Annotated in this window: 21 protein-coding genes and 1 pseudogene; 10 read left to right on the forward strand and 12 right to left on the reverse strand. The window is 64.4% G+C overall.

The window, feature by feature from the left end:
* The coding region (locus E4Q23_RS10495) for a transposase (protein WP_211203715.1) at positions 1-420 on the forward strand (420 nt) is incomplete at its 5' end.
* A 273-nt stretch (positions 421-693) separates the two neighbouring features.
* Here E4Q23_RS10495 and E4Q23_RS10500 read toward each other — a convergent pair.
* The 7 genes and pseudogenes from E4Q23_RS10500 to E4Q23_RS10530 all read right to left on the reverse strand — a co-directional run bounded on the left by E4Q23_RS10500 (position 694) and on the right by E4Q23_RS10530 (position 12,577).
* A complete protein-coding gene (locus E4Q23_RS10500; RefSeq protein ID WP_169066593.1) occupies positions 694-2,853 on the reverse strand; it encodes a GNAT family N-acetyltransferase in 2,160 nt (719 codons plus the stop codon).
* Positions 2,853-3,095: a hypothetical protein gene (locus tag E4Q23_RS10505; RefSeq protein WP_169066594.1), complete on the reverse strand. Its 243-nt coding sequence runs from the start codon at positions 3,093-3,095 to the stop codon at positions 2,853-2,855. Before E4Q23_RS10505 ends, E4Q23_RS10500 begins: the two co-directional genes overlap by 1 nt.
* A gap of 118 nt (positions 3,096-3,213) precedes the next feature.
* Positions 3,214-3,909: a DegT/DnrJ/EryC1/StrS family aminotransferase gene (locus tag E4Q23_RS10510; protein WP_272873665.1), complete on the reverse strand. Its 696-nt coding sequence runs from the start codon at positions 3,907-3,909 to the stop codon at positions 3,214-3,216.
* Positions 3,910-4,129: 220 nt separating this feature from the next.
* Positions 4,130-5,335, reverse strand: coding sequence for a pyridoxal-dependent decarboxylase, exosortase A system-associated (locus tag E4Q23_RS10515; protein WP_169066596.1), 1,206 nt, complete (start codon positions 5,333-5,335; stop codon positions 4,130-4,132).
* A gap of 36 nt (positions 5,336-5,371) precedes the next feature.
* Positions 5,372-7,021, reverse strand: a pseudogene (locus tag E4Q23_RS10520) (acyl-CoA ligase (AMP-forming), exosortase A system-associated).
* Between the two features lie 103 nt (positions 7,022-7,124).
* Positions 7,125-8,906 (reverse strand): asparagine synthetase B family protein, encoded by a 1,782-nt coding sequence (locus E4Q23_RS10525; protein ID WP_169066597.1) that lies wholly within the window; start codon positions 8,904-8,906, stop codon positions 7,125-7,127.
* 344 nt (positions 8,907-9,250) lie between these two features.
* A complete protein-coding gene (locus tag E4Q23_RS10530; protein WP_169066598.1) occupies positions 9,251-12,577 on the reverse strand; it encodes a VanZ family protein in 3,327 nt (1,108 codons plus the stop codon).
* 505 nt (positions 12,578-13,082) lie between these two features.
* On the opposite strand from E4Q23_RS10530, the gene E4Q23_RS10535 reads away from it, so the two are divergent.
* From E4Q23_RS10535 to E4Q23_RS10575, 9 genes are all read left to right on the forward strand, one after another.
* Positions 13,083-14,078: a sigma 54-interacting transcriptional regulator gene (locus E4Q23_RS10535; protein WP_169066599.1), complete on the forward strand. Its 996-nt coding sequence runs from the start codon at positions 13,083-13,085 to the stop codon at positions 14,076-14,078.
* A gap of 231 nt (positions 14,079-14,309) precedes the next feature.
* The gene (locus E4Q23_RS10540; protein ID WP_169066600.1) at positions 14,310-14,567 is read left to right on the forward strand and encodes a hypothetical protein; all 258 of its coding nucleotides are present in this window, start codon (positions 14,310-14,312) and stop codon (positions 14,565-14,567) included.
* 415 nt (positions 14,568-14,982) lie between these two features.
* Positions 14,983-15,570: a DUF4255 domain-containing protein gene (locus E4Q23_RS10545; RefSeq protein WP_169066601.1), complete on the forward strand. Its 588-nt coding sequence runs from the start codon at positions 14,983-14,985 to the stop codon at positions 15,568-15,570.
* Positions 15,567-16,373, forward strand: a complete 807-nt coding sequence (locus E4Q23_RS10550) for a hypothetical protein (RefSeq protein WP_169066602.1) — start codon at positions 15,567-15,569, stop codon at positions 16,371-16,373. The genes E4Q23_RS10545 and E4Q23_RS10550 overlap by 4 nt, the downstream gene beginning before the upstream one ends.
* Positions 16,374-16,554: 181 nt before the next feature.
* Positions 16,555-18,312 (forward strand): phage tail sheath family protein, encoded by a 1,758-nt coding sequence (locus E4Q23_RS10555; RefSeq protein WP_169066603.1) that lies wholly within the window; start codon positions 16,555-16,557, stop codon positions 18,310-18,312.
* Positions 18,313-18,329: 17 nt separating this feature from the next.
* A complete protein-coding gene (locus E4Q23_RS10560) occupies positions 18,330-18,773 on the forward strand; it encodes a phage tail protein (protein WP_169066604.1) in 444 nt (147 codons plus the stop codon).
* A gap of 76 nt (positions 18,774-18,849) precedes the next feature.
* Complete coding sequence (locus tag E4Q23_RS10565; RefSeq protein WP_169066605.1) at positions 18,850-20,424, forward strand: phage tail protein; 1,575 nt, start codon at positions 18,850-18,852, stop codon at positions 20,422-20,424.
* Positions 20,424-20,888 (forward strand): phage tail protein, encoded by a 465-nt coding sequence (locus E4Q23_RS10570; RefSeq protein ID WP_169066606.1) that lies wholly within the window; start codon positions 20,424-20,426, stop codon positions 20,886-20,888. The genes E4Q23_RS10565 and E4Q23_RS10570 overlap by 1 nt, the downstream gene beginning before the upstream one ends.
* An 8-nt stretch (positions 20,889-20,896) precedes the next feature.
* On the forward strand, positions 20,897-22,039 hold the full coding sequence (locus E4Q23_RS10575) for a hypothetical protein (protein WP_169066607.1): 1,143 nt from the start codon (positions 20,897-20,899) through the stop codon (positions 22,037-22,039).
* Positions 22,040-22,200: 161 nt separating this feature from the next.
* Here the strand turns inward: E4Q23_RS10575 and E4Q23_RS10580 are convergent, their stop codons facing one another.
* The 5 genes from E4Q23_RS10580 to E4Q23_RS10600 all read right to left on the reverse strand — a co-directional run bounded on the left by E4Q23_RS10580 (position 22,201) and on the right by E4Q23_RS10600 (position 26,665).
* On the reverse strand, positions 22,201-22,890 hold the full coding sequence (locus E4Q23_RS10580; protein WP_169066608.1) for a LutC/YkgG family protein: 690 nt from the start codon (positions 22,888-22,890) through the stop codon (positions 22,201-22,203).
* The gene (locus E4Q23_RS10585; protein ID WP_169066609.1) at positions 22,887-24,032 is read right to left on the reverse strand and encodes an ABC transporter ATP-binding protein; all 1,146 of its coding nucleotides are present in this window, start codon (positions 24,030-24,032) and stop codon (positions 22,887-22,889) included. The genes E4Q23_RS10580 and E4Q23_RS10585 overlap by 4 nt, the downstream gene beginning before the upstream one ends.
* Entirely contained in the window at positions 24,029-24,691 is a 663-nt protein-coding gene (gene modB, locus E4Q23_RS10590) for a molybdate ABC transporter permease subunit (protein WP_169066633.1), read from the reverse strand. Before modB ends, E4Q23_RS10585 begins: the two co-directional genes overlap by 4 nt.
* A gap of 35 nt (positions 24,692-24,726) precedes the next feature.
* Positions 24,727-25,503, reverse strand: a complete 777-nt coding sequence (gene modA / locus E4Q23_RS10595; RefSeq protein WP_169066610.1) for a molybdate ABC transporter substrate-binding protein — start codon at positions 25,501-25,503, stop codon at positions 24,727-24,729.
* 205 nt (positions 25,504-25,708) lie between these two features.
* Positions 25,709-26,665: a D-2-hydroxyacid dehydrogenase gene (locus E4Q23_RS10600; protein ID WP_169066611.1), complete on the reverse strand. Its 957-nt coding sequence runs from the start codon at positions 26,663-26,665 to the stop codon at positions 25,709-25,711.
* Position 26,666 lies beyond the last annotated feature (1 nt).

Consider the following 26,666-nt stretch of genomic DNA (forward strand, 5'->3'; position numbering starts at 1 on the left):
GTCAAACAAACCGAGACCATGCACTGGTTGCAGCGCTCGAACCTCAAGACCGCACGGGCCTGGCGGATCAAGCAGGCGCTGCGCTCCATCTACGCCACCGCCACGACACCTGACGAGGCCACGCCCCTGCTCAAGCGCTGGCTCAGCTGGGCCAGCCGCTGCCGACTCGAACCATTCAAGCGCCTCGGCAGGACGATCAGCAAGCATCTTCCTGGCGTACTCAACGGTTTTAACGCCGGCAAACACAACGGCCGCGTCGAAGCGATGAATCGATCGCTCCAGGAGGCGCGCGCACGGGCGCGCGGCTATCGCCGCGTCGAAAACTTCATCGCCATGGCCTACCTTATCGCTGGGAAGCTCACTCATTTGCCCGCCTCGCCCTTCGCCCCGTTCTTGCCCGTTCCACAGGAAACGACCTAAACCCGTGAGAAGTCATTCTTGCCCTTGATAGCCAGCTTAAAAACAATGCGCCTTCAGTGGAGTGGTGCTCAATAGAAAGCGTTGGCTGGAGTGTCGTCGCAGCGAGAGAATGCGCGTCACCGTAGGTAGGCTTTAGTCCAGAACTACGCTTGCCTTTGGCAGGGACTTGCATTTTGCGGGCTTGCCGCGTTGGCATTCATGCGACTGACAAGTGCACGAAGCGTGCGTGCACTTTCCTGAGGTCCATGCGTCAGGCCCTGCGCGGGGGGGCGCTCAGCGGGCGGGCGGACGGCGCTGGTCGGTTATCGAGCGTCCACCGCGCAATTTTCTGGCAAGCGACTTGGCCAGCCGTCCCAGCGCTTCCTTGATCAGCAAAGCCAATCCGACCATGGTCGCCGGGTTGTACGCCACAATTCCCCAGCGCTCCCGGCGGTCGCTCATCCAGGCGCCCTTGTAAGCGTCGTCGCCGATCAGGAAGTCGACCTCATTAACACGATCATGCTCAATGACGTGCCGCATCAGGTGTGCTGTAAGCACGGTTCCCGGCGCGTACGAGGCGGAATCCTCCCGGTATGCCACTTTGTAGATGCTGGCCTTGTGCTGATCGACGATCCAGAGTTGTGTCGCGATGGTGCGCCCATTGATCCTGGCAAAACCGAGACGGAGCATGCCCATGGATGCGAGTTGGCGGATCAGAGCGGGCATGAAGTCGCCATGAGGTTCTGGTTTCTTCCAACTTGCCGAATAGACGTCGTTGTAGTCAGCGATGCACTGTTCAGTCTCATCAAGCGTTGTTACGATTTCCAGTGTTCCCCCTTCAGCCGCAAAGCGTTTGCTTCTTCGCCTGATTGTACTGCGGTGGTTGGCGCTACGCTTATTTAGATAGTCCTCCCACGACCCGTTAACCCTGAGGTACCAGTTGCCAAAGTAGAACAGGCGAAACGGGATCCAATCATTCGCCTTTAGGGCATTGAGAAGCGCCTTGTATGCCGTTGATTCTGGATCCATGGGGGCGAAATCCATCACATGGGCGTTTGCGTGGTCGTGCACTGCCGCGGCGAGCAGTTTCTGTAGATCAAGCAGGTCGCCCTCAGGGCTCACGAGCGGGGCGTATAGCGAGCTGTAGTAGTTGCTCAGCGAGTGGATGGTCTTGACTGGCCCCTTGCTTGTCAAGCGCAGAGGCAGGATCACCTGAGGGGCCTTCTTCTCGCTCGTAAAGTAGTAACGCACTCCCGGATCGGTCGCGTACACGTGCTTTTCGAGCAGTTCGAACCAGGCAAGAGAGACTTCAAGATGATTCTCGGGCGAGAAGTCACGCAAGTCGTACTGTTCTTCCTTGAAGGCCTCGATGCTGCTGTAGCTCTTGACGCTGTCGCTCAGCGAGTCGTTGTTTTCTGCGCCATGGCGGAGGCTGCGAAGATTCTGCCGAAATGCCCTCAGGACGGAAAATGCGGTAGCGGTCAGTGGGTTTCTGAATATCTGGATGTTCTGAATAGTGCAGGCGAACGTGGCCCAATCTTTCTGATCGCTTGTCGCGTTGGTGTAGAACTCGATCGTTCGTTTGGCGGGGAGCTCGAGCTGTTGCTCGATGAGGCGATAGAGCAGTAGGCGGCCCGGGGCGAATCGCGCCAGGGATTCGTTGTAGGCCGTCTTAAGGATAATCGTCATATGTTGATTGTTAATTACAAGGCGAGACGAAGCCAGGCTATTGCCAATATGCAGCTCGAAGACTGCTGCTTGGCCCGTCGTTGCGAAGCGACGTAGGACTTGGCGATAGAAGGCGCCTTGCTCGTTGTCGTACGAAACGGCTGTCCCCGCCTTTCCCTTCCAACCATCGGTCTCCAGTGCGCCAAAGCGTTCCAAAGCGAGGTCCATATCTGCCACGTTGACAAGCTTCGAGAGTCGAGGGAGGCCAAACTCGGTTTCCGCTCGCCGCCAATAGCGGCGAATATTCTTCGCAAGATTTTTAGAGCGTCCTTCCCAGTAATTGCTGAACGCAATGCCTTGCCCAACCCCTATGGTGCGCGCGTGCGAGTAAAAAATCTGTGGCAATGCCAGCTGCGAGAAGTCTGGAGCGTAGCGCGGATCAACGGCGTGTAGTTCTATCGTCCACGCCCTCCCAGGTAGTGCGTCCAACAGCGTTTCCAGTAGGCGAGAGTCTTCTAACAAGACGATCGTTGCCTGCCTCTGGGATGGGCGAAAAGTTGACCATCGGCCAACGGCATTCGGACAAAGGAGCAGTGCTGCGGAAATGCCATCAATCGTCCGGTGAATGCATAGACGTACGCTACCGTCGCCGAAATGATCTACGAGAGGCCCTATAAAGCGGCTGTCGGCAAAGGGGTGGCCGTCGTACAGCCTCGTATTCAGTCCATCCCATTCGTCGGCAAATTGCGCGAAAGCCGTTTTGGCGACGTGAACTTCCCATCCCATCACTGAACTCCCTTGCTAGTGTGGCGCAGGGTCTTGTCGAGGGCAGTAGTCATCCAGTCCATCTGATCGTCGGTGAGCGCCTGATGGCACGGCAAATGAAGCAGGTGCAGGCGATAGTCCCGAGCGATTCCGCAACTGGAGTCGGCCATCTCGTCCCAGCGCCAGACCGGCACCCCAAGCTGCTTCAGCCAATGGAAATGGGTCGCTGGACGCTCGATGTGCAGCGGGAACATGTAGGGCACACAGTCTGCTGGCCGCACCGCGAATAGTGCATGGCAGTTTGGGAGGTTAGCTGTGCTCTGTACCCAGCGATCGTAATTCTCGCGTCGGCGCCGGATGTTTTCGTCGACAACTGAATGGTCAATGACAAAGCGCGAGCTGCGCAGGGAGCCCTTGGCGACTGAATCGTCTGAAAAAAAAGGCAGACGGAGCCGAGCGTTCGACCATTTCGTCATTGCCCGCGGCTGCGTGCTTGGCACTAATCAAGGCGAGTTGCGAGTCGATCGCCGCGCTATCGCTGGCCGAAAGTTGCTTGCATTGGCGTCTTTCGATAATACGCTTAATGCCCCGCAGCTCTTCGCTGAGGCTCGCCGAGTTGGTCGCCACCTTGTCGAGAAGCTGCGCGTCAGCAGCGTAGAGCAATCCGCCATCGGCACAAGGGAAGAACTTGTACGGACTGGATACCACGAAATGGCCATCGATGCCGCTGCCAGCCGCGCGGAAGCGCTCGGTGAACAGGACGTGCGAACAGTCTTCGATCAGGGCGATCTCGCGCTCGACGCACCACTCCCGCAAACCTGAAAAGTTCTGTGTGATGCCGAAGTAGTGGGTTGCCAAAAGCGCTTTGACGGGCTTCCGGATGCGGGTAAAAAGCCTGTCCAGGGCGACCAGGTCAGGGGAAAGGTCTGCATGGAGAGGGTACAGATGAATTTCCGCACCCAGAGCCAAGGCCGGGTCGAGCATCGTCACACAATGATAAGAGGGTGCGAGAAGGGCTCCCAGGCGATCCAGAGAGGCGAGTCTGTACGCTTCGCCAAGGGCATATCGGCCGCGCATGAAATGCCTGAAATGGTTGAGTCTCCCGGGCTCGCTCGGTACAGGGCGCCGCAACGCCAGCGATGGAAGAACGGGGTTATTGGGTAGCAGAGGTATGCGTGGCCTGGGGTAAGCACAGGGCACTGGATCAAAGTGGAAGAACTTCAAGGCTGGCCGTTCTGCAGGCAGGAGACGCAGCGAAGAACTCGTGACGCGAGCCGTTGGCTGGGCAGCACTGCGCTCATACCATCACCTCGACGCAGGCCGGATGTCCGAGAAAAGCCTGCGGGCTGGCGGTAAAGCCATACGCGCCCGATTGAAAGACGACCACCAGATCGCCTGGTTCAGCCGTGGCAAGTTCCATTCGGTCGGCCAGCAGATCGAGCGGCGTGCACAGCGGGCCGACGACCGATACCGTTTCTCGTTCGCTCGATGCCATGCGGTTGCCGATGGCGACCGGGTAATTCTTGCGGATCACCTGGCCGAAGTTACCCGAGGCGGACAGGTGGTGGTGCAGGCCACCGTCGGCGACCAGGTAGCAATGCCCGCGTGAGATCTTGCGGTCGACGATGCGGGTGACGTAGATGCCTGCTTCACCCACCAGGTAGCGGCCCAGTTCGAGCACCAGCTCGGCTTCCGGGAGCTCGTGTGACGCGCGATCGACGATGGTCGCCAGAGCGGCGCCAATCGGCGCCAGATCCAGCGGCTGCTCGCCGGGGAAATAGGGGATGCCAAAGCCGCCGCCGAGGTTAAGGAAACGGACCGGCGAGGGCGCTGCCGCCGCCAGTCGAAAGGCAAGTTCGAAACTCTTGCCCTGCGCCTCGACAATCGCCTCGGGTTTCAGGTTCTGCGATCCGGCAAACAGGTGGAAGCCCTCAAAGTTCAGTCCCGAACGGCCGATTTCGGCCAGCAGTTCGGGGACCTGCTCGGCGTCGACACCGAATTGCTTGGCGCCGCCGCCCATTTTCATTCCCGAACTCTTCAGCTCGAAATCAGGGTTCACGCGCACCGCGACGCGTGCCCGGTCGCCTGTTTGGTCGCTGATCGCGGCGAGTTCCCGCACTTCGCGAAACGATTCGATATTGATGAGGATGCCAGCGGCGACTGCCTGCTGCATCTCGGTGCGCTGTTTTCCAGGGCCTGCGAAGCTCGTTTCATGCGGATTTGCACCCGCGTCGAGGGCTACCTTGAGTTCGCCGCCCGACGCGACGTCGATGCCGTCGACCAGTCCCGCCATGTGGCAGACCAGCGCTGGCATCGGGTTGGCTTTCATCGCGTAGTGCAGTTTCAAGGCCGGCGGGAGCACGGCCCGCAGTTCGGCGACGCGCCGGGTCAGCGAGCCGCGGTCGTAGGCATAGAAAGGCGTCTGTCCGACACGGGCCGCCAGTCGAGTCAGCGGCATTCCGCCGACGACGAGTTCGCCGTCCCTGATCGGGAACTGTCGCATCGGCGCGTGGCTTGGGGGGGGGGCGCTGGAGTTGAGTCACTTGCGGCTTCCTTCGATGCAGGTGTCGAGTTTGCCGGCGTCTGCTGTCAGCGCTGCGTTCGCAAGAAACTCGCCGGCCAGCATTTTGCGGTCGATTTTTCCGTTCGGGTTGCGTGGCAGGGGTCCGGCTCGAACCGTGACGCCGGCCGGCACCATGTAGGCGGGCATCCTGCGGCGGCATTCGGTAAGCAGCGCTGCGGTATCCAGCGTGCCGCCAGTGCCAGGGGTGGCGATCACCTGAATGGCGTGCCCGAGCGTCGGGTGGTCGACACCGAAAGCGACGCATTCCCCGACCAGCCTGGTCGCGTAGAGGACTTCCTCGACTTCGGTCGGACTCACCCGGTAGCCGGATGTTTTCATCATTTCGTCGCGACGACCGATGAAGTAGAGGAATCCCTCTTCATCGCTGCGCACCGTGTCGCCGGAGAACACCGCAATCTCCGGGAGCACCAGACCCGCATCACGCCCCGGCGTGTTGGCCGGCAGCGGTTTGTAGCGTTCGGCCGTTTTTTTCGTGGTCGTTCCAGTAGCCCATGCCGACCAGTGCGCCACGATGGACAAGTTCGCCGGGTTCGTGCGCTGCACAGGCCGAGCCGTCTTCGCGCAAGACCAGAATTTCGGCGTTGGGGATGGCTTTGCCGATCGAATCGGGGCGCCGGTCAACTTCTTCCGGCGGCAAGTAGGTTGAGCGGAAGGCTTCGGTCAGGCCGTACATCAGAAAAGGCTTACTCTTCGGCAGGTGGGCGCGCAACTTGGCCAGCGTCTCGCGCGGCATGCGTCCGCCGGTATTGGCGAAGTAGCGCAGATGCTCACTTATCTCGGCTGGCCAGTCGAGTTCCGAGAGCTGGATGTAGAGCGGTGGTACCGCCGTCAGCCCGGTGACTTTTTTCGTGTGCCAGCGTCTTGAGTACGTCGCGTGGCAAAAGGTAGTTGAGCAAAAACGACGCGCGCGCCAGTGTGGAAGGCGGTCGTCAACTGGCTGAAGCCGGCATCGAAAGACAAGGGCAGGGCGGCCAACAGCGTATCGTCGGCATTGTTGTCAAGATAGCTGGCGACGCTTTTTGCGCCGGCGACCATGTTGCGGTGCGACAGGACGACGCCTTTCGGCTTGCCGGTGCTGCCCGAGGTGTAAAGGATGGCCGCCATGTCGGTGTCAATCACCCGGTGACCGCTGCGGCCGCCGGCGAGCAGCAGCTCGTCCCAGCGCAGGTAGGCCAGCGGAGCGTCCGTGGCTGGCAGGGGGCCGCTGCCGGTCACGATGACGTGCCGTAGATCGTGGCACGAAGCAACTGTTGGGGCGAGCAAGGACAGTCGTTCGCTGGAGGTGACCAGTGCCCGTACCTTGCAATCGCGCATGATGTAGGCGACCTGATCGGCCTTGAGCAGCGGATTGAGTGGCACGAAGACGCAGCCGGCGGCCGTTGCCCCGAAGCTGGCGATGACTGTCTCGAAGCGTTTTTCCAGGTAGATCGCGATGCGCTCGCCGCGCTGTAGTCCGAGACCGACGAGGCCACCGACAAGACCTTCGATAGATTCCTGCAGCACGCCGTAAGGCATTGATTGTTTGCCGTAGCTGAGTGCGATGGCTGCAGGATTGCGCGCCGCGGCGTGCTCTATCAGCTCGGCAAGCAGGTTGGCATCGGTCATGTTTTTGGGGTGGTGGTGATCATGTAGGAGGCACCGATTCTAGCGACCAGCGCCGTATCGACTGTGAAATTGTTCGCGCAGGCGTGAAAACTGGCGATCAGCGCTATTCGGTAGCTCGCCTCGTTTCCTGGCCACGCAACCACTGTTCGAGCACCATCAAGATCCATACCATCTCCCCGTAATATCCAGGGTGCTCGGAAAGATGCTCTTTGATCAGCCGCTGAACGAAGTCCGGTCGTACGATGCCGCGCGTGGCGAGACTGTGCAGCGAATCTTCGGCGAGTTTCCGCAGCGCGGGATCGCGCGTCGCCCATACGCCGAAAGGCAGTCCGAAGCCTTTCTTCGACTTGGTGATGATCTTGTCGGGCAGGTAGCCGCGTAGTGCTTCCTTGAAGAACCAGCGCAGCTTGAAGCGGCGCAGTTTCCAGTTGCTGGGCAGGGCCATCGAGAAATCGGTCAGGCGGTCCGCTAGCAAGGGGTAGCCGACGGCCAGTCCAGCCATCTCGGTTGCGCCGCGGACTTTCGGAAGATCGCTGTCGGCCAGCGTGTAGCGCCAGTCGTAGGCCAGCATGCGATTGATCAGACTCGGCGCCCGGCACTCGCTCCAGGTTGCCTGCATATGCTTCGACGGTTCGCCGAGATCGACCTGGGCGAGAAAGTCGGCAGTCAGCACCTTCGCCGGGTCGAGCTGCATGATGAGGTTGAAACTCTGCAGGCGATCGGGCATGGGTATGCGCGAATGCCGGACATAGCCGGTTGCCTGCTTGAGGCCCGGGATGCGCCGCAGCACGCTGTCGTCCGAGCAGAGCGGCTCGATGCGCTGCCGCAGGGCTTCCGGCACCGACTGGTAGAACTCGAACAGGCGCTGCGTGGCGTAGCGCGAATTGCCGCCGAAAAGCTCGTCGCCACCGTCGCCGGCAAGCATTTTGCTGCAGCCGTCTGCGGCGGCCATTTTGGCGCAGTAGTAGGCGGGCAGGGCCGAGGAGTTGCCGAACGGTTGATCGTGATGCTGGGCGACGGCCGGGATGCTGGCCAGCAGGTCGGCCGGGGTCACGTAGTACTCGTGGTGCTGGCATCCGAAATGCTTTGCCGCCAGGCGGGCATACTCCATTTCGTCATAGCCGTCGGCAGCGAAGCCGATCGAGTAGGCGGGTGCCGCCTGGCCGGTGACCTCGCAGAGCATGCCGGCGATCGTCGAGCTATCGGTGCCACCCGAGAGGAAGGCACCGACGCGTTGGTGGCCGACAATCTCGTCGCTGACGCCCTCTCGGATCAGCTTGCGGAAAGCGTCGCGCGACGCCGCGAAGGGTTGCCGGTGGTGCTCGTCGAAGCGCAGCGGCCAGTGGCGAATTTCGTGCACACCTTGGCGGTCGACGAGCAGCGCGTTAGCCGCTGGCAGCCGGCGTACGCCCTTGAAGATCGTGCGTGGTGCCGGGATCATGTGGAAGTACAGGTAGTCGAAAATCGCCTGCGGGTCGAGCTCGTCGCTACCGCCCGGGACGCAGTCGGCACGGTCGGAGAAAGCCAGCGTACGCTCATCGACGCGATAGCAGAGCGTGTGGACCGCGAAGCGGTCGACGGCCAGGAAGACGCATTCGCGTTTCGCATCGACGATGGCAAAGGCGTAGCTGCCGCCGATGCGGGCACACAATTCGCTGCCGCTTTCCTGCCAGGCTTTGAGCAGGCCGGCGGCCCGGCCGGCCTGGCGCGCGACGCTGGCGTCGTCCTCGTTCAGGAAACGCGGCGATCCGGTCATCGCACAGGTGGCAGTGGCATCACGCGCAGTCAGAGCGCCGCACAGGTCGAGAGAGGCGATCAGATCGGCCGCCGACGCCGGGTCCAGCAAGCGGGTCAGATCGATCTGGCCGGAAAGCATGTCTTTCATCGCTGATTCCGAGTTTGTGGTCTTGCCGCCATGAAGCGGGTCCGGATCTCCGCCGGCCGGAGCCAACGGAGCCAGCGGTCTTGTTGGTAGTGCTTCGCAGCCGAGAAGCGTGGCGCTCGTCGCTAGCGCATCCACCGGCGAGGGCCGTATGTTCTCATAGAGTCGGCGGTCTTGGTAAGCCCATCAAAGTGCCACCGCGCATCGCTTGTCTTGCGCAATGTGAGGGGAACCGCCTGGGCGGCCGGCCCAACGGGGCTTTTTCATACGGTGTGAGGTCAGGGCTGATCGGCCGTGGCGAGTAGTGTTACCGCGGGCAAGCACTCGAAATGACCGTTGCAGGTTCATCAGTCGCTGTCTTGGCGGTCACGGTAAGCTGCCGTGCGTGCGCCCTTGGCGATGCCGGCCAACTGCTTTAACTCGGGCACGGGCTTTAGCAGCACGCCGTTGCGGCGCGGAGACCTCTCGCCACCCCATTCCAGCCAGGTCAGCAGCAGGAAGAGCAGCAGGAAGCGTGGCGTGTCGATGACGGCGCCCAGAGTCCCGATGATAAGCACTCCCGCCAGCGCCGCCAGGGTGGCTGCGGCCAGCAGGTCTCCCCGCCAGGCGCGGCTGCCTGTCCGCTTGATCGCCAGTGCCAGCAGCACGGCGAAGGCGAGCAGGCCGAGCCAGCCCAGGTCGAACAGGATGCCCACCGGCATGCTCGCGATATCCCAGGGCCAATGCACGTCGACGGCGAAGAACCACAGATCCAGGCCCTGTTCGAAGTCGCCGTTGGCGATCAGTGATTCCCCGTCGGGCTGCAGCAGGCGAACGTTGTCGACATCGACGCGAATCCCCGCGGCGTTGTGGAGCGAGAGTTTCACCGGCGACATCGCCATCCAGGCGTTGCCGCCGACCTCGCCGCTGTTCAAGCGCAGTTCGTGCTGCTGCCAGTTTCCTCCCTGCGCGGGGGTGGTGACGCTCACACAGCGTCTCGAGGTCAGCAGCAGTTTCTCGCACAGGGAAACCGAGAGTTGACCGCCCGCCTGCGCGCTGCGCGTGTCCAGGCGCAGCAGGTACTCCTGGCCGGGCTCGATGCGGACGAACTGCTCCATGTACAGCGGCTGACCGGTGCCGAGGCGCAGGAAGCGGTTGTCGCCCTCGCTCTCCAGGCGGTAGCTGGTCGCCTTGTCCTCGCTGCTGCGCCAGTAGTGGGTTTCCGGGTAGCGGCCGATCCCTACGCCGAATAGCGCGGTCAGGAGCCCTGGGTCGCGCATGGCCAGGGCATCGGCCCAGTGAGCCTGGCGAACGGCCAGGTCGGAGCCGCTGCTCGCCAGGCGTTCCCTGGCGAAGGAGCCGCTGTAGATCGGTGCGGCGACCGCGGCAAGCACGGCGATGAGGAGCAGCGGCGCCGCCCAGCGATAGATTCTCGGGCTGCCCAGGCGCAGGTCGCTGGCGGGCTGGAGTTGCGCCGCTGGTGCCGAGGAATCGCTTGCCGCGGTGCGGGAAGTCCTTGGCCGCCGTGGCAGGAAGGCAGCCAGGCAGATGATGATCAGCGCCACCGAGAAGCCGGCATAGCCCGCGCGCGCGAAAGTCACGGCCAGCGCGTAGCCGCTCGCCAGAAGCAGCAGGCCGCCGCCTAGACGGGCGGCGAGCGCGCGCGACTGCACGGTGAGCAACACGGCGAAAGGCAGCGCCGCGGTCAGGTAGGTCTCGATGGCGGCACCACCGGTGTGCATCAGGGAAAACGGCCCGGTCACCCGGTAGTGGTCGGTGAAGTTGAAGAGCCCCGGAAAGAGCAGGCGTTCCCAGATCACCACGGCAACCGTTCCGGCAAGGCCCAGCACCATGCCGCGCGCAAAGGGCATGCGGATGTCGACGCCCCCGGCGGCAAAGCGTGGCATCAGTGCCCAGAGCAGCAGCGCCCAGAAGGCACCTTTGGCGACACGCAGTGCGTTGTAGGGGCTGTGGTAGTTGCTGAAACTGTTGGCATCGGGCAGCGTCAGAGGCAGCATGCCGCGCAGCGTGCCGATGGCGAATACGCCCGCGATCAGGCACGCCACCGCAAACCCCACCACGTCACGGTATTGGTTTCGCGGCGCTGGCGGAACGCGGGCATAGGCAACGACCAGGCTGACGATGATCAGAAAATCGAATTCGTCCAGGTAGAAACGCCCGCTCCACGGCGCCAGATCGAGCAGCGGAATGGCCGCGGGAACTGCGGCCCAGAGCAGGCGCGGGTTGCGCCAGAGCGCTGCAGCGTAGGCGAGAAGCGCCAAAGCAAGAAGCAGCGGGTGGTACGGGAAGTCGATGACGATCCAGGCCGCCAGCAGCACGGTAACGGTCAGGGCAAACCAGGCGCGTGCGGGCGGGCGGCCGTCGTTGGCTACCGTGGCAGGCGCGGTCGGCGGGGCTTCGGGCTGCGCCGTGGACGCAGAGGCCCGCGCATCGCCGGGGAAGTCGGTGGCCGCATTCCGCGTCGGAGCCGCTTGCAGGCGCCGGAGCAGCCAGCTTGCCGACCAGGTGGCGACCGCGGCGATCAGGATGTTGGTCGGGTCAGGGTGAAGGCCGGTGAGAAAAAGCTTGCTTGTTTCGATGCCGCTTGCCACCACGGCTGCGCACCAGAGAGCGGCCGCCGGCGACCAGCGGCGTAGCCAGGCGAGGACCCCGATGGGGGCGTACATCAGCGCCACCGACGCCAAGCTGAGCAGGGCAGCCTGCTCGGTAGTGTAGTAGTGGTAGTAGAAGGGCAGCCAGTGCGTCTCGGTGAGCACACTGCTGGCGCGGTCGAGGCCGTGCCATGGACGATCAAACCAACTGTTTACTGCAACCAGAGCAAGTAGATAGAGTGCAGCGAGTGGCAGCGTCAGCCGTGTTTTTGCCGCTTGGCGTTGCAGTTCGAGGCAACGCCCCTGGTCACGCCAGAGGCGCGCGCCGCCATACATCCCGACGGCACGGGTGAGTAGTGAGGCGCCCTGGCTGACGCCTGAGAAAATCAGGAATTGCGCGACTTCAATTAGGAGACCGAGGAGTGTCCCGTAGAGCAGCGCATGACGGGTCGCCGGTTGTTGCCTGGCCGCATTGAAGTTGCCCAACATTAATCCGAGGGGTATCACCGCCAGCACTTCGGCCAGCAGCTTGGCCGTGAAAATGATCGCCCCCCGGTCCATGGTTTGCTGGGAAAGAAACCAACCCCAGCTACTAGAATCGATTTTTGCGGCTAGTTCTGTCGTCGACAGCAGAAAGTCGAAGGGGAACAGACTGAACGCAAAGTAGCCGATGGCATAGAACTGCAACACTCGGGTGCTCAGTTGGCCTAGCTTCCCGGCCAGGGCGCTGAGCATGTTGAGGAACCCGGCGGACCAGTAGCACGCGGCCATGATTCCCAGCGCGCTGCCGATGCACTCCGCGATCACGTCGTTGCGTGACACCGTGCGTGCTGGAAAAAACAACTGGGTAAACTCCACAGCCAGGGCCAGTGCAGCGCAGAAAAGCGCCGCGCCGACCAGCAAGGGCAGCTGCGCCAGTCGCGTTCTGCCGCGCGGAAACAAGGCGACGGTCAAGAAACCCACCGGTATGTATAGCACCCCGTTGGACACCCAGTCGGCCCGTCCCTGCGCGCCGATTTTCAACATCGGTAGCTGCTGGAAAGCTGCCCAGGCCTGATCGAGAGGGAGCGGGTGGAAATTCATTGGTACCAAGCTGCCGTAGACGACCAGGCCGATATAGCCAAGCCAAGCGAGGACGAGGCGGCCTGAGCGGTCGTCAGGGCTGCCTGCGGGACGAGTTGGGGATGCAAGGTGCGACATGGCAAGCGTATTGTAGAACCGTAACCCGGCGATGGGATTTTTTCCGGCCTGTTGACCGCGTCCGGATAGCGTACGCTGCAGCGTCCGCGGCGCGATACTGTGGCTAGGCGAGGCCCAGCGACGGGTGTGCTGACTTTGTGACGCTGCCAGTCGGTGCCCGGGGCTGAATGCTTGAAGAGGACGAACAGCTTGTCGGCGATGACGCTGCTGCGGAAGAATGTGGTGTTGGCGGCTAACTGCCGGTGGGGCAGATGTGCCATGGCTTGCTTCCCATCCCGGCAAGCATTCACAGAGTCTATTGGACTGCAGCCGAGGTCGTTTGCTAGGTTGACACCTCGATCTTGAGCGATTCGGCGCCTACGCAGGCGCCCCGATGGGGAGACGGACGATGAGCAAGTTGCCTGAAGACCGTGGTTTCATTGGCGAATCGATAGCCTTCCGGGAGATGCTGGCGATTCTCACCAGGGTCGCAGACTACGACACCACCGTCCTGATCAGCGGCGAAACCGGCAGTGGCAAGGAAATGGCTGCGCGTGCCATTCACTATCAGGGCAGACGTCGGGACCGACCGTTCATTCCGGTCAATTGCGGCGCACTGCCCGATCACTTGGTCGAAAACGAGCTTTTCGGGCACGCCAGAGGTGCCTACACCGATGCGCGCGAGAGCCAGATCGGCCTGATTGCGCAGGCGCAGGGGGGCACCCTGTTCCTTGACGAAGTGGATGCACTGACCGCCAAGGCGCAGGTCAGCCTGTTGCGATTTCTGCAGGACGGTCAGTACCGTCGCCTGGGTGGCAGCCTGGTCGAAAACGCCGACGTGCGCGTTGTCGCGGCGTGTAACTGCGATCTCCCGCAAGCGATTGAACGGGGCGCGTTTCGTGCCGACCTCTACTACCGCCTCACGGCCATGGAGCTACATGTGCCGCCGCTGCGCGCACGCGGCCAGGACGCCCTGCTGCTGGCGCGCTACGTCATTGCCGAAGCCGCCAGTCAATACCACCTGGCGATCAAGGCACTGCACCCCGATACCGTCCAGTGGTTGCTTGCCTACACCTGGCCCGGCAACGTCCGCGAGCTGCAGAATCGTATCCAGCGCGAGTTTCTGTTGTGTGACGAGCCGGAGATCCGGATCGGTGAAACCGCGCCTGACAACGATCGCCGACAGCAAGCCGATCGTCGCCTGGCGAGTCCGACGACCCTCAATTTCAACGCTGCCAAGCAGCAGGCGCTGCAGGCTTTCGAGCGCGGCCAGCTGTTGCGCCTGATGTCGGAAAGCGCCGGCAACGTTTCCAGCGCCGCCCGTCTGGCCGGCAAAGAGCGGCGCGCGCTCGGCAAGCTGCTCAAGAAGCACGGCATCGCGCCCGATGATTTTCGGCACGCCTGAACTGTCTTTGACTTCCACGCGCAGCACGCTTGCGTCGGCTGCGCTGCGGCAGACGCCTTCCTGCGCCTGAGCCGCCAAGGCGGTTTTCGCGACGTGTGCAGGCGACGCTGATCCACTTTTATTGCCACCTTTCCACTTTCCCTTTCGCTGAGCGCCATCGCTTGCCGCGAGCGTCTTGCCCATAGCACGAACATTGCTTTCAGATGAATGTCGTCTCAGGGAAGGGAGTCCATGCGGCCGCAGCCACGCACCAGCGAAGTGGTAGACGCCATCCTGCGTTACCTGCATAGCCATCCGGATGCGGCTGACACCGTTGATGGTATCTGCGAATGGTGGCTGCCCAGGCATTGGCGGGTCGATGCTCAGTGCGTCGAAGCGGCTCTCCTGCGCATGCAAGCGCAAGGTCTCGTGCGCCGCCGCGAGAACGCCGATCACCATGTCGTCTATCTGCGCGCCAAGATGCCTTCGGTAAGCGTTAGCGGCAAATAAGTCATTGATTTTAATTAGCCGCGTGTCCACTGGCGGCGTAGTGACTCGTGGCCGGTGGGGCAAAGCTGACCCACCCGGGGCAAATTCTACCCATTGCCCTTGCAGTCATCGCTCCGGTCGCTGGCGAACGGTATTGACGGCATTGGGGCGGCGAGCCGAGTACCTGGCGGCGAGTAGGGTGTTCCCGGAACTGCTGACGCAGCGGGTCGTTTCAGACCCACTTTGCTCGCTTCGTCGCCAAGCCCTCCCAGAAACAGCTGTCGATACATGCAGTTAATTTGCCGTCTGTAACTGGCACGAGGCTTGCTTCTGAGCACTGGCAGGACGTTTGTGAAAAATTGGGCGGAGCACTGCCCGGTGTGCAGGCTGGCGGAGAGCGTAGCAAGCGAAGCAGGCAACTTCCAATGGGAGGACGATGGCCAACGTATTCGGGGTGCACTCGGTGGGGAGTTCGATTGCGACTTTCCTGCGCAATACCTATCCAGCGGAGATCGGTGGTCGTGCTTTGCCGGCCTGCGATTTCGAACTGGTGAGCGCCGGACAATTGGCCAGCGACAGCGAAGAGCGCAATCGCATCACGCTGTTTCTCTATCGCCTCGCGGTGAATGAGCACTCCCGGCAAAGCGCGCACCTGCGCGCTTCCGACAGCCGCCTCGCACCCCTCGGGCTGGATCTGCACTATCTCATGAGCAGCTGGGGCATGACGCCACAGGATGAGCAGGTAGCACTCACCTGGGCGCTGCGGCAACTGCATGAATTCCCGGTGCTCGATGCCTCGTCGCTGACTCCCGATGCCGGGTGGGCGGGCGACGAGGTGATCCAGATCGTGCCCTCGGAGTTGGCCACCGAGGACTTGATGCGCATCTGGGATGCCGTCACGCCGTCCTATCGACTGTCGGTGTCCTACGTGGCGAGACTGGTACGCATCGACCCGGACAGCGACGACGCGCAGTTCCGTCCGGTGGTTAGCGGGCGTTTTGCCTTCGGCGAGGAGGTGTCGTGAGCGTCGTTCGTCAATTTCACGAACTCGAACGCCTTGAGTGGCGGGTGCTCGGTGCGCTGCGGCCGGTCGATGGAACGACCGGTATCGCCTTGCGCGGCCGGCTCGAAGCGTCTGCCGTGGGCGCGCGCATTGCGCGCAATCGCAGCGGCCTCTACGTGATCCACGAATGGTCACGCCTGCCTACGCACGCAGCGGCCTTTGACGGGCCACCGGCCCTACCTGCGCCGGGCAGCGAGCAGTTGGCAATCACGCTACGTGATCCCGGTGGGCACTATCTGCCGCGACTGGCCAGCATCGCGCTGCCGCGCGATCCGCAGGCGGTGGGTGGCAATTCGCTTTTCGTGGCCGTGGACATCCCGCTTTACCCGAGTGCTGCGGCCGGGCTGGGCACCAACTGGACGGCCGTGCGCGCCAGCATCACGGACAACGCCGACGGCGCAGCCCTGGGCGGTGCGCTGCTGCGCGTACTGGCCGGGGCCACGGTGCTCGCGCGCGGCATGAGCGACTGGCGAGGCGAGGCGCTGGTGCCGGTGGTCGGCGTGCCGGTGACCACCTGGTCGGAGGACGAGGACGCGGTGGTGGTGACCACTATCGCGGCCACTGTTGAAGTCTATTTCGACCCGGCGCTGGGCACGCGTACGCCCATCGCCGATGTCCGTGCCGGTCGCCCGCCGACAGCGACGCCGCTGGTGGACCCGGCTGATCTCGAAAGCCGTCGCGAAGCCCTGGCGACGACGCAGCAGAACATCAGCCTCGCCGCGCGGGGCGCCCTGAATCTCAACCTGGGCCTTGATCTGCCCTAACGGTCATGACAGTGGAGACAAACCAGATCATGAGCGCCATGACCGACCCCCTCTTCCCCTGACCCTTCTCCCGCAAGGGAGAAGGGAGGTTCGTGAGTCGCGTGCGCGACTTTCACATTAAGCAGCGAGTCCGAAATCCGGGCATTCATGGCCCGGCACGCTCGATCGAAGGAGACCTGCCATGCCCGAGTACCTAGCTCCCGGCGTCTATGTCGAGGAAACCAGCTTCCGCGCCAAGTCAATCGAGGGCGTCGGCACCAGTACCACCGCGTTCGCTGGGCCTACCCGCAAAGGGCCATTCCGTGCCAGCACTGATGCCCAGGAAGTACCCGAACTGCTGACCAGCTTCGGCGACTTCGAGCGCATCTACGGAGGTATCTCGGATCTGGCGCTCACTGGCGCCTCGCCCGACACCAACTACCTCGCTCACGCCGTGCGCGCCTTCTACAACGAGGGCGGTTCGCGACTCTATGTCTCGCGCGCAGTCGGCGCCGGGGCGACGACCGCCAGCGGTCAGGTGACCCCGGATGGCAACACCGCCGACGAGGCGGTGCACTTCGTTTCGCGTTTCCCCGGCAGTCTCGGCAACGGCCAGGTGGTGGTGCGTGAGCAACGCGCGCCGGTGGCCGCGACGGCGATGAGCAACGCGCCGGCCGGCACTTTGCTGGTCACTGGTGCTGGCGGCGGCACCGCCTTCCACCTCAAGGTTGGCAACAACTGGCATCCGGCCACCGACCCCAGCGCTGCCGCTGAAGTGGCGGCCACGCTGGCAGCCGACACGCCGCGCATCGTCAGCCTGCTGGTGGTGGCCATCGACGATGACAACGAGGACCTCAGCTTCGAGGGGCTTGGCTTCGATCGCAGCCATCCGACCTGGGTCGGGCACGTGATGTCGGCCACCCCGGCACGCCGCGCCGATCATCTGCAGAACATGTTCGCGATCACCATTGGCGCCAACGTCAGCGCGCTGGAGTTGCGCAACGCCCTGTTTACAGGTGCCGTCACCAATGCCGCCGGCGAACTCGAGCGGGTGATTGCGCTGATCGGCGGGGGCGACGGCGCTGCGCCGGTCGCTGCCAACTACGCACTCGCCCTGGGTGAGTTGTCCGGCCTCGAAGACATCTCGATTGTCGCTGCGCCCGGTTCCTCGGCCTACGCCGAGGCACAGGCGATCAATAACCTGTTGATCTCGCACGCCGAATCGCGCCGCGCCTACCGCATCGCAGTGCTCGACCTGCCGCGCGACCAGACACCCGGCCAGGCCCGTAGCCTGCGTGGCCTCATCGATTCGCGCTACGCGGCGGTGTATTACCCCTGGGTCGTGGTGCCCAATCCGCTGGCCCGGCCAGGCCGCGAGGACATCCCGCGCGAACTGGCGCTGCCGCCTTCGGGCTTCGTCAGCGGCATCTACGCGCGCAACGATGTCGAGCGCGGGGTCTGGAAAGCGCCGGCCAACGAAGTGGTACGCGGCGCGCTGCGCTTCGAACTGGACATCAACTTTGCCCAGCAGGAAATGCTCAATCCGATCGGCGTGAATTGCCTGCGCTATCTCTCGGGTCGCGGCTTCCGCGTCTGGGGCGCGCGCCTGGCTTCGTCCGATCCCGAGTGGAAGTACGTGAATGTGCGGCGCTACTTCAACTACCTCGAGTCGTCGATCGACCGCGGTAGCCAGTGGGCGGTATTCGAGCCCAACGGCGAGCGGCTGTGGGCCAACATTCGACAGACGATTTCCGACTTTCTCTACAACGAGTGGCGCAATGGTGCGCTGCTTGGCAGCAAGACCGAGGAAGCCTATTTCGTGCGCTGCGACCGCAGCACCATGACCCAGAACGACCTCGACAACGGTCGCCTGGTTTGCCTGATCGGCGTGGCGGTGATCAAGCCGGCCGAATTCGTGATCTTCCGCATCGGCCAGAAAACCGCCGATGCCCGTGCCTGAGCGAGGGGGACTAAACCATGGCTGAGCGAATCACACCCTATGGCGCTTTCAATTTCGTCGTCAATTTTGACGGCAGCGACGACTTTGGCGGTTTTTCCGACGTTTCCGGCATTGGTACCGAGGTCACCGTCGCTGAATATCGCGCCGGCAGCGACAAGGAAAACCATGTGCGCAAGGTGGCTGGCGTGCACAAGGTCAGTGACGTCACTTTCAAGCGTGGCATCGTCAATTTCGACAGCCTGTGGGCGTGGATCGAGGAAACGCGTACCGCCGGCCCGGCGGCGCAGCGGACGGTCGCCGTAACGCTGCTCGACGAAGCCCACAACCCGGTGCGTACCTGGCTGCTGCGCGGCTGCATCCCGATGAAGTACACCGGCCCGACGCTGGCTGGCAAGGGCGGTGGCGACGTGGCGATGGAAGAGATCGTCCTCGCCGCTGAAGGCTTCGAGATCCAGGCCTAGGCGAGACTGCGGCGATGAAGCGCACACGCCTCCTGGCGGTATCGCATGAACCCGGCTTCTTCGCGGCGGAGCGGGCATGAACGGTCTGTCCTTCGAACTGGCGCCGCCGGCCGTCGCGCCGGACCCGAACCGGGTCGATGTCGCCTGTTTCGTGGGCTACGTCGGACGACGGGCGACCGCCCTGCCAGCCAGCGTGCATGCGGCACTTGTCGAGGCGCGCTGGATCGACGGGCCTTGGGCGCGCCCGGCGGTGGAGGTCGAGGCCCTGCTGCAGCTGCCGGTGGTGGTCGAAAGCTGGAACGCCTTCGACGCCTTGTTTGCCTGGGATAGGCGGCCTGTCATGCAGCCGGTCGGCAGCGAGCAGCGGCTCTGCGCCAGCTATCTTGGCGCCGCGGTGCGCAGCTTCTTTGCCAATGGCGGGCGACGCGCCCTGATCGTGCGCTGCGGCGATCCCTGGCCCTACCTCGAGGCCGCCGGAAATCGCGCGGCGCAGCGGTCGACGCGGTTGGCGGCGCTTCTGGCCAATGCTTCGGATCCGATGGACCCGGCCAGCTGGATCGGCATTGGTCATCTCTCCGGCCTGCCCGAGGTGACGCTGCTGTGCCTGCCGGATTTGGCCGATATCTGCGCGACCGAACCGGCGATGGTCGACGTGGCGGTCGAGCCGCCCAACTCGCCCGAGGTCTTCGTCGAGTGTTCGAGCAACACCGTAGCAGCGGTTGAGCAGGAAGTCGGACTGCGCGACCTGGCGCCGCCGCGCGCCAATGACGAAGGCTTCCTTGCCTGGCGCAATGCCCTTGGCACTGCCCGTGAGCGCCTTGCCCGGCTGCACCGCGAGATGCTTCTCGTCGCCGCGCTGCCGCTGCCGATGCAGAACGCGCGCAATGCCGAGGCCTGGGCGCAGGCCGATTTCCACGCCTACCTGGAAAACGCCGGCGTGCTCGTGGAACCCGACAGCAGCAATGGCGGCCGTGCCGCGGCCAGCGCTTTCGTACAACTGGCCTGGCCGTGGCTCAGAACCAGCCACAGCGCCGACCTGCCAGGCGCGCTCGAGGCACCCGAGGGGCTGCTCGCCGGCCTGCTGGCGATCAACGCGCTGGCGCGCGGCACGTTTCGTTCGGTCGCTGGCACGCCGCTGGCTGCGGTTTCCGGCAGCGAACCGGTTCTCGCATGGAGCGGCATCGCCGCGACGCCGTCCGACCGCCTTGCGCGCCGCGTGTGCGTGATTGCTCCGTCGCCCGTGGGCTGGGTGCTGCACTCGGACGTTACTGCCAGCGCTGACGAAGCCTGGCGGGCCGGTGGTGTCAGCCGGCTAATGGGCGCGTTGTTGCGAGCTGTCCGGCGCACCGGCGAAGCGGCACTTTTCGAGGCCAGCGGAGCGGCTCTCTGGCAGCGCATCGAGCGCACACTCGGGCACTTGCTGACCGCCTTCTGGCGAGAGGGCGCGCTCGGTGGCGCTTCGCCGGAGGAGGCCTTCAGCGTGCGTTGCGATCGCAGCACGATGAGCCAGAACGATCTCGACAATGGCCGCCTGCGCGCCGAAGTCAGCATCCTGCCGGTGGCGGCGGTCGAGCGCATCAGCGTGGTACTCGACCTCACCGGTGGCGGCGCCGCACCAGCGCTGGCAGAAGCGCTGCGCGAGGTGGCCTGATGAATGACATCCCCTTGCACGTCTTTCGCTTCCACGTCAACTTCAGCCAGCAATCGCTGGCCAATCCGAGTGGCGACGACTTGGCCCTGTGCCAGGGCGCTTTCTCCGAGTGCACCGGGCTCGAAGCGACCATGGAACCCAAGGTGATCAAGGTCGGCGGCAGCAACTACGGCGCGGTGCAACGTGCCGGCCAGGTGAGCTTCGCCACGGTGGTGCTCAAGCGCGGCATGACCGACACCCGCGACCTGTGGAACTGGTTCGCCAGAGTGGGTGCCGGCGCCTATGCCTACCGCCTGCAGGTCGAGATCGAGATGCGCAACAGCGCCGATCAGCCGGTGGTGCGCTGGGCGCTGCGCCGGGCGCTGCCGGTCAAGTTCAAGGCAGCCGACCTCAACGCCAAGGGCAGCGAGATCGGCATCGAGGAACTGCATCTGGCCCACGAGGGCCTGGTGCTCGTCAGCTGAGGCCGGCCATGCCCGAATTTCCCGACGACCTGGTCGATACCCCCGCCACCTTCGAGACCATGACTGGTCCCAAAGTGACTGTGCCGGTGCATTTCAATCCGGCCAGCCTGCAGCACACGGTCTCCAACACCCTCAAGGAAGAGGGCCAGGGCGCCAAGAAGAAGCAGTACGTCAGTCAGACGACGGCCAAGCTGACCATGGACGTGGTTTTCGACAGCACCGACACCGGCGAGGACGTGCGCATCACCACCAACAAGATGGCGCAGCTCCTGCAGCCCGTACCCGAGGGCCAGAGCAAGAAAGTGCCGCCGGTGGTGAAGTTCAGCTGGGGCGCCTATGCCTTCACCGGCATGGTCGAGCAGTACAAGGAGACGATCGATTTCTTCGCCGCTGGCGGCCTGCCGCTGCGCTCGTCGATCAACCTCACGCTGTCGAGTCAGGACGTCACGTTCGAGGGCGGCACCAGCAGCGACCGTGCTTCGGTTGATGGCGAGCTGAGTCCCGAACCGGTGGTCGTTCCTGACGACGAGGGACCGCTCGGTGGTGCCCAGGGCGCGGCCAACAAGGCCGGCGACCCGCGTGCCGCGCGCGGCATTGCAGCGGCCAACGGCGCGGCGAGCCTGCGCTTTGGCGCCGGCGGCGGACTCGCGGTAGGGGCTTCGGCAAGTGTCGGTTTCTCGGCGGGTGCCTCGGTCGGCGCCGGCTTCTCGGCTGGCGTCGGAGCGTCGGCGGGTGGTGGTTTTTCAGCGTCTGCGTCGGCGGCGGGCTCGGCCGGGGGCAGCGCGAACCTGCTGCCCGCGGCAGCCTTCGCCGCGGGCGGCGGCGCCGGGCTGAGCGTCGGTGGTGGCGCGGGTTTGGGTGTCAGCGCCGGTGGAGGAGTCGGTGCAGGAGCCGGTTTGAGCCTTGGTGGCGGCGCATCGGCGTCCCTGTCGCTTGGCGCCGGAGCTTCGGCCAGTGCCGGTTTCTCGGGGCTGCGGGTAGAGAGCAAGCTGAGTTCACGGCCGCTCTCTACGGGCAATCTGCTACAGAGTTCGGCGAGCATTTCCAGCACCGGCAAGGTGGCCGTCGGCGGGCGCCTGATTGACGGCGGCGGCAGCGGTTTGAAGGCCGATGTCAGCGGTGACGCCGAGTTCGTCATCGGCTCACGCTAACGGTCATGACACGTGGAGACACCCCAAATCATGAAAGTCATGACCGTTTCCCTCTTCCCCCTGCCCCTTCTCCCGCAAGGGAGAAGGGAGTTTCGTGAGTCGCTGGCGCGACTTTCACATTAACAGGGAATAGTCAGCTCTCCGCTCTCGAGCTTGAGCAGTCAAGCTTTCACACCCGCACCCACAATCACCAGATGCACCCGATACGGACCATGCGCGCCGAGGACGATGGTCTGCTCGATGTCGCCGGTTCGCGAAGGGCCGGAAACGAAGTTCACGGCGCGCGGCAGTTCACCGCACTCACCACGTTCACCACTCTCGTGGCGGAGCAGCGCGAAGCCTTCCTCCATGCCGGCGACGATACGTGCCGCGTCCACGATGGCGATGTGCGTTTCGGGCAGCAGGCTGGTCGTCGCAGCAGTGCGTGACCCGGAGAGCAGCATCAACGTGCCGGTCTCGGCGAGGGCGCAGAAGGTGCCGGTGATGCCGACCAGATCGTCGTCGCGCGCGGCGCGGGCTTCGACACTAAGGCCGGCGCCGGCCCAGTCGAGGTCGGCGTACTCCTGCCAACAGACGGCAGCGGTCGGCAAGCCGCCGGCCGCCAGGTAGCGGGCGATCGCTGCCGGCGCTGCAGCTAGGCTGGCGACCTGCTCGATGCTTGACGACATCGCCAGCGAGCGCTTGCAGAAGCGGTCGACCAGGTCACCCGTCAGCTGCGGACGAGGGCCTGCGGGCGGCGCGGCGATCTCCGCGATGACGCTCGCCCGGCGTTCCTCGGCGGACGCCGGATGGTGCTGTAGCGCGGCGCGAACGCGCGCCAGGATGTCGGCTCGCGATGAGTGCTGGTTCATTTGCGGAGCTCTCCGGTGGGGTCGGCATTGATACCGCCGTGGGTGCCGATCGCCGCATCGGCGGGAGTCAGACAGATGGCGGCCTTCTGCAACTGCAGCGCGATACGAGCGCCGGGAACGATACCGCGCCGCTGTGCGACCGCGGAGCCAATGGCGAAGGACAGCGCCGCGTCGCGGCGGTCGGCGATGTGCGCGGTCACCGTCGCATGTCCGCGCCAGGCGAGTCGCTCGCTGACGGTCGCGGCGAAGGTGTTCTCGCGACCGGCCTGGTGGTCGCGTACGAGAATCACACCGGCTTCGGGAAGCACCCAGCAGACGCGGTCGCCGACGGCGAAGCCGGCGTGATGGCTGGCTTGCAGCGGTTGCCCCAGCCAGTCGATCTGCGTCGTATCGGTGGCCGCCGACTGCGCGCTCACCGTAGCGCCGAAGAGGTTCGGCTGATCGGTCAGGCGCGCGACCAACGCACTCCCTGGTCGTGCCAGCAGTTCGTCTGGGGCGGCGGTCTGCAGCGTGTGGCCGTGATGCAGGACGGTCATGCTGTCGGCGAGCAGTGCTGCTTCCTCGAGATCGTGAGTAACCAGAATGATCGGGATGGCCAGCGAGCGCCGCAATTCGATCAGCTGCCGCAGCAGTTTGCGGCGCGTCACTTGATCAAGGGCCGAGAAGGGTTCGTCGAGCAGCAGCACCTGCGGTTCGCGCGCCAGCGCGCGGGCGATCGCCACGCGTTGTTGCTGACCGCCGGAGAGCTCGGCGGGGCGGCGCGCTTCCAGCCCTTCGAGCTTGCTGCGCGCCAGCCAGTGGCGCGCTTGCGCGGCGCGCTCGCGCGTCGGCAGGTGCTGCAGTGCGACCATCACGTTGGCCAGCGCGCTGAGGTGCGGAAACAGCGCGTAATGCTGGAAAACGAAGCCGACACGCCGCTGCTGCGGCGAGACATCGACGCCGCGGCTGGCGTCGAACCAGGTTTCGTCGCCGCAGCGCACGCTGCCGCCTGACGGCCGGTGCAGGCCGGCGAGGCAGCGCAGAATGGTCGATTTGCCGCTGCCCGAAGGGCCAACCAGCGCCAGCAACTCGCCACTGTCGCAGGCGATGTCGGCGGCCAGCGGTATCGGCGCACTCTGTTCGAGGCGCGCGACGAGCTTCACCGGCGCAGCACCGAACGACCGAGGCGACTGACCAGCAGCACGGCAACGAAGGACAAGGCCAACAACAGCGCCGACATGCCGGCCGCCGCCGAATCGTTGAACGCCTGCGCCTGATCGTAGATGGCGATGGCGATGGTCTTGGTCTCGCCAGGCAGGCTGCCGCCGACCATCAGCACGACGCCGAACTCACCGAGTGTGTGCGCGAAAGTCAGCGCCAGCGCGGCGGCGATTCCCGGCCAGGCCAACGGCACTTCGATGCGCAGAAAGGTCTGCCAGCGCGACAGCCCGGAGACCCACGCGGCTTCGCGCACTTCGCGCGGGATGGCGGCGAAGGAACGCTGCATCGGCTGTACGGCAAAGGGCAGGTTGAAGATCAGCGAAGCGGCAAGCAGTCCGTCGAAACTGAACACCAGCGCCCGCCCGGTGAGCGCGTGGTAGGCCTGGCCAAGAGGCGAAGCGCCGCCGAAACCGAGCAGCAGGTAGTAGCCGAGCACCGTCGGTGGCAACACCAGCGGCAACAGGATCGCCGCTTCGAGCGCCGCCTGGTGGCGAAACTGCGACCAGGCCAGCAGGCGCGCCAGCCAGATCGCCAAGGGCAGCAGCAAGATTGCCGTAGCAGTCGCCAGTTGCAGGGACAGCGAGAGCGCTTGCCAATCAATCACGGCGAACGCCGCGGTCACGGTGCTCACCGCGCTCACCGCTCCCTGCTTGCCGGCAGCGAAAATCCGTTGCGTTCGAAGATGGCGCGCGCCGTCGGTTTTTGCAGATAGTCGTAGAAACGGCTGGCGTCTTCGCCGGCGTGACGGGTCAGCGCCATACGCTGACGCAAGGGCGGGTGCCAGTTCTCGGGAATCAGCGCCGCGACGCCGTGCCGGGCGAGCTCGGGCGCCTTGACCAGCGACCAGGCAACGATGCCGCCCTGCGCCGAACCGCTGAGTGCAAACTGCGCCGCCTGCGCGACGTTCTCGCCGAGCACCAGCTTCCCTTGCAGCACTGCCCAGAGGCCGGCGCGTTCGAGGACGGCACGCGCGGCACGCCCGTACGGCGCGTGCTGCGGGTTGGCGATCGCCAGATGCTGTAGGCGACCATCGCTGATCGCCGCCGCCAGATCGCGCAATTCGCTGTCGACCTTCAGCGACGAGCCATGCGGCGCCAGCAGTGCGAGACGGCCAATTGCGTAGAGCTGGCCCTGGTCGCGCAACAGACCCTGCTCGGCGAGGCGGATGATGTACTCCTCGTCAGCCGAGAGGAAGAGTTCGAAAGGTGCTCCCTGCGGGATTTGGCGGGCGAAGTTACCCGAGGAACCAAAGGAGAGGGCCACCTTGTTGCCCGTTTCTTGCTCGTAACGGGCCGCGATCTGGCCGAGCGCGAACTGCAGATCGGAGGCGGCAGCGACTTTGGTCGGCTGGGCGTTGGCAACATGGGCAACGCTGGCGACGAGGCTCAGCAGGAGGAAAAGCAGGAAGCGCATGTTGTTGTGATTGGTGGGGGAAGGCGTGCCTGCCGCTGACGAACGTGGCAAATAGCAGCGACTGCGCACGCGTATGACGGTCGTCGAACAGCGAGGGTCGCGAGCCGCAGCCCGCGGCTCCCCTCTCCCCAAGCCCTCCCCCACGAGGGGGGAGGGGCGAGGGGTGGCGCTGGCAATGGAAGCGCCGGCAGTTGTGTGGCGCTGTTCATGTCAACACGTGTTGTGGCTCGCCGCGAGCGAAGGCTTCGAGGTTGCTGATCAACTGCTCGGCGAGGGCCTGCATCGCTGGCTGGCTGGCCCAGGCGATGTGCGGGGTGAGCATGAAGTTGGGCAGCGCCAGCAGCTCGGGAGCGAGCAGGGGGTTGCCGTTGCGCGGTGGCTCGACGCTGAGGACGTCGAAACCGGCGCCGGCGATCCAGCCTTCCTGCAGCGCCCGGGCCAGGGCGCTTTCGTCGACCAGGCCACCGCGCGCGGTATTGATCAGCAGGGCGGAAGGCTTCATCGAACGTAGTTCGCTTTCGCCGATCAGCTTGCTCGTTTCGGCGCTCAGCGGGCAGTGCAGTGAAACCGCATCGGCTTGGCGCAGCGCTTCGGCGAACAAGGTATAGCCCGGACGAACGCTGAGCGCATCCTTGCGTTCGCTGCGCAGCACGCGCATGCCGAAGGCGGCGGCCAGGCGGGCGACGCCGCTGCCGAGGTTGCCGCTGCCGATCAGCGCCAGCGTCGCGCCATGCAGATCGCGGATCGGGTAATCGAAAAAGCAGAACTGCTCGGCACGCTGCCAGCTTCCGTCGGCAACCGCCTGCCGATAGGCGAAGATGTTGCGCGACAGCGCCAGCAGCATCGCCAGCACGTGCTCGGGAACGGTATGCGCAGCGTAGCCACGGATGTTCGAGACGACGATGCCGCGCACGCGGCAGGCCTCGAGGTCGATGTTGTTGGCGCCGGTCGCGGCGACCGCGACCATCTGCAAGGCGGGCAGCGCGGCGATCAGTTCGGCGTCGATCCGCAGTTTGTTGACGATGGCTATCGTCGCTCCGGCGAGCCGCTCCTTGACCTCGCCCTGCAGGGTTTTCGCATGTTCGGCCCAATGGTGCGGAAAATCCGGCCGGCGGACTTCGGCGATGATCGAGTCGCGCTCGAGATAGACGATTCGGTGCATG

Origin of the sequence: Candidatus Accumulibacter phosphatis (assembly GCF_012939955.1) — a bacterium.
Classification (GTDB): Bacteria; Pseudomonadota; Gammaproteobacteria; order Burkholderiales; family Rhodocyclaceae; genus Accumulibacter; species Accumulibacter delftensis.

Coding starts and splice junctions, on each gene's coding strand:
- E4Q23_RS10500 (WP_169066593.1), bottom strand. CDS start 2,853: ATGGGATGGGAAGTTCACGTCGCCAAAACGGCTTTCGCGCAATTTGCC.
- E4Q23_RS10510 (WP_272873665.1), bottom strand. CDS start 3,909: ATGCGCGGCCGATATGCCCTTGGCGAAGCGTACAGACTCGCCTCTCTG.
- E4Q23_RS10515 (WP_169066596.1), bottom strand. CDS start 5,335: ATGCGACAGTTCCCGATCAGGGACGGCGAACTCGTCGTCGGCGGAATG.
- E4Q23_RS10525 (WP_169066597.1), bottom strand. CDS start 8,906: ATGAAAGACATGCTTTCCGGCCAGATCGATCTGACCCGCTTGCTGGAC.
- E4Q23_RS10530 (WP_169066598.1), bottom strand. CDS start 12,577: ATGAATTTCCACCCGCTCCCTCTCGATCAGGCCTGGGCAGCTTTCCAG.
- E4Q23_RS10535 (WP_169066599.1), top strand. CDS start 13,083: ATGAGCAAGTTGCCTGAAGACCGTGGTTTCATTGGCGAATCGATAGCC.
- E4Q23_RS10540 (WP_169066600.1), top strand. CDS start 14,310: ATGCGGCCGCAGCCACGCACCAGCGAAGTGGTAGACGCCATCCTGCGT.
- E4Q23_RS10545 (WP_169066601.1), top strand. CDS start 14,983: ATGGCCAACGTATTCGGGGTGCACTCGGTGGGGAGTTCGATTGCGACT.
- E4Q23_RS10555 (WP_169066603.1), top strand. CDS start 16,555: ATGCCCGAGTACCTAGCTCCCGGCGTCTATGTCGAGGAAACCAGCTTC.
- E4Q23_RS10560 (WP_169066604.1), top strand. CDS start 18,330: ATGGCTGAGCGAATCACACCCTATGGCGCTTTCAATTTCGTCGTCAAT.
- E4Q23_RS10565 (WP_169066605.1), top strand. CDS start 18,850: ATGAACGGTCTGTCCTTCGAACTGGCGCCGCCGGCCGTCGCGCCGGAC.
- E4Q23_RS10570 (WP_169066606.1), top strand. CDS start 20,424: ATGAATGACATCCCCTTGCACGTCTTTCGCTTCCACGTCAACTTCAGC.
- E4Q23_RS10575 (WP_169066607.1), top strand. CDS start 20,897: ATGCCCGAATTTCCCGACGACCTGGTCGATACCCCCGCCACCTTCGAG.
- E4Q23_RS10580 (WP_169066608.1), bottom strand. CDS start 22,890: ATGAACCAGCACTCATCGCGAGCCGACATCCTGGCGCGCGTTCGCGCC.
- modA (WP_169066610.1), bottom strand. CDS start 25,503: ATGCGCTTCCTGCTTTTCCTCCTGCTGAGCCTCGTCGCCAGCGTTGCC.
- E4Q23_RS10600 (WP_169066611.1), bottom strand. CDS start 26,665: ATGCACCGAATCGTCTATCTCGAGCGCGACTCGATCATCGCCGAAGTC.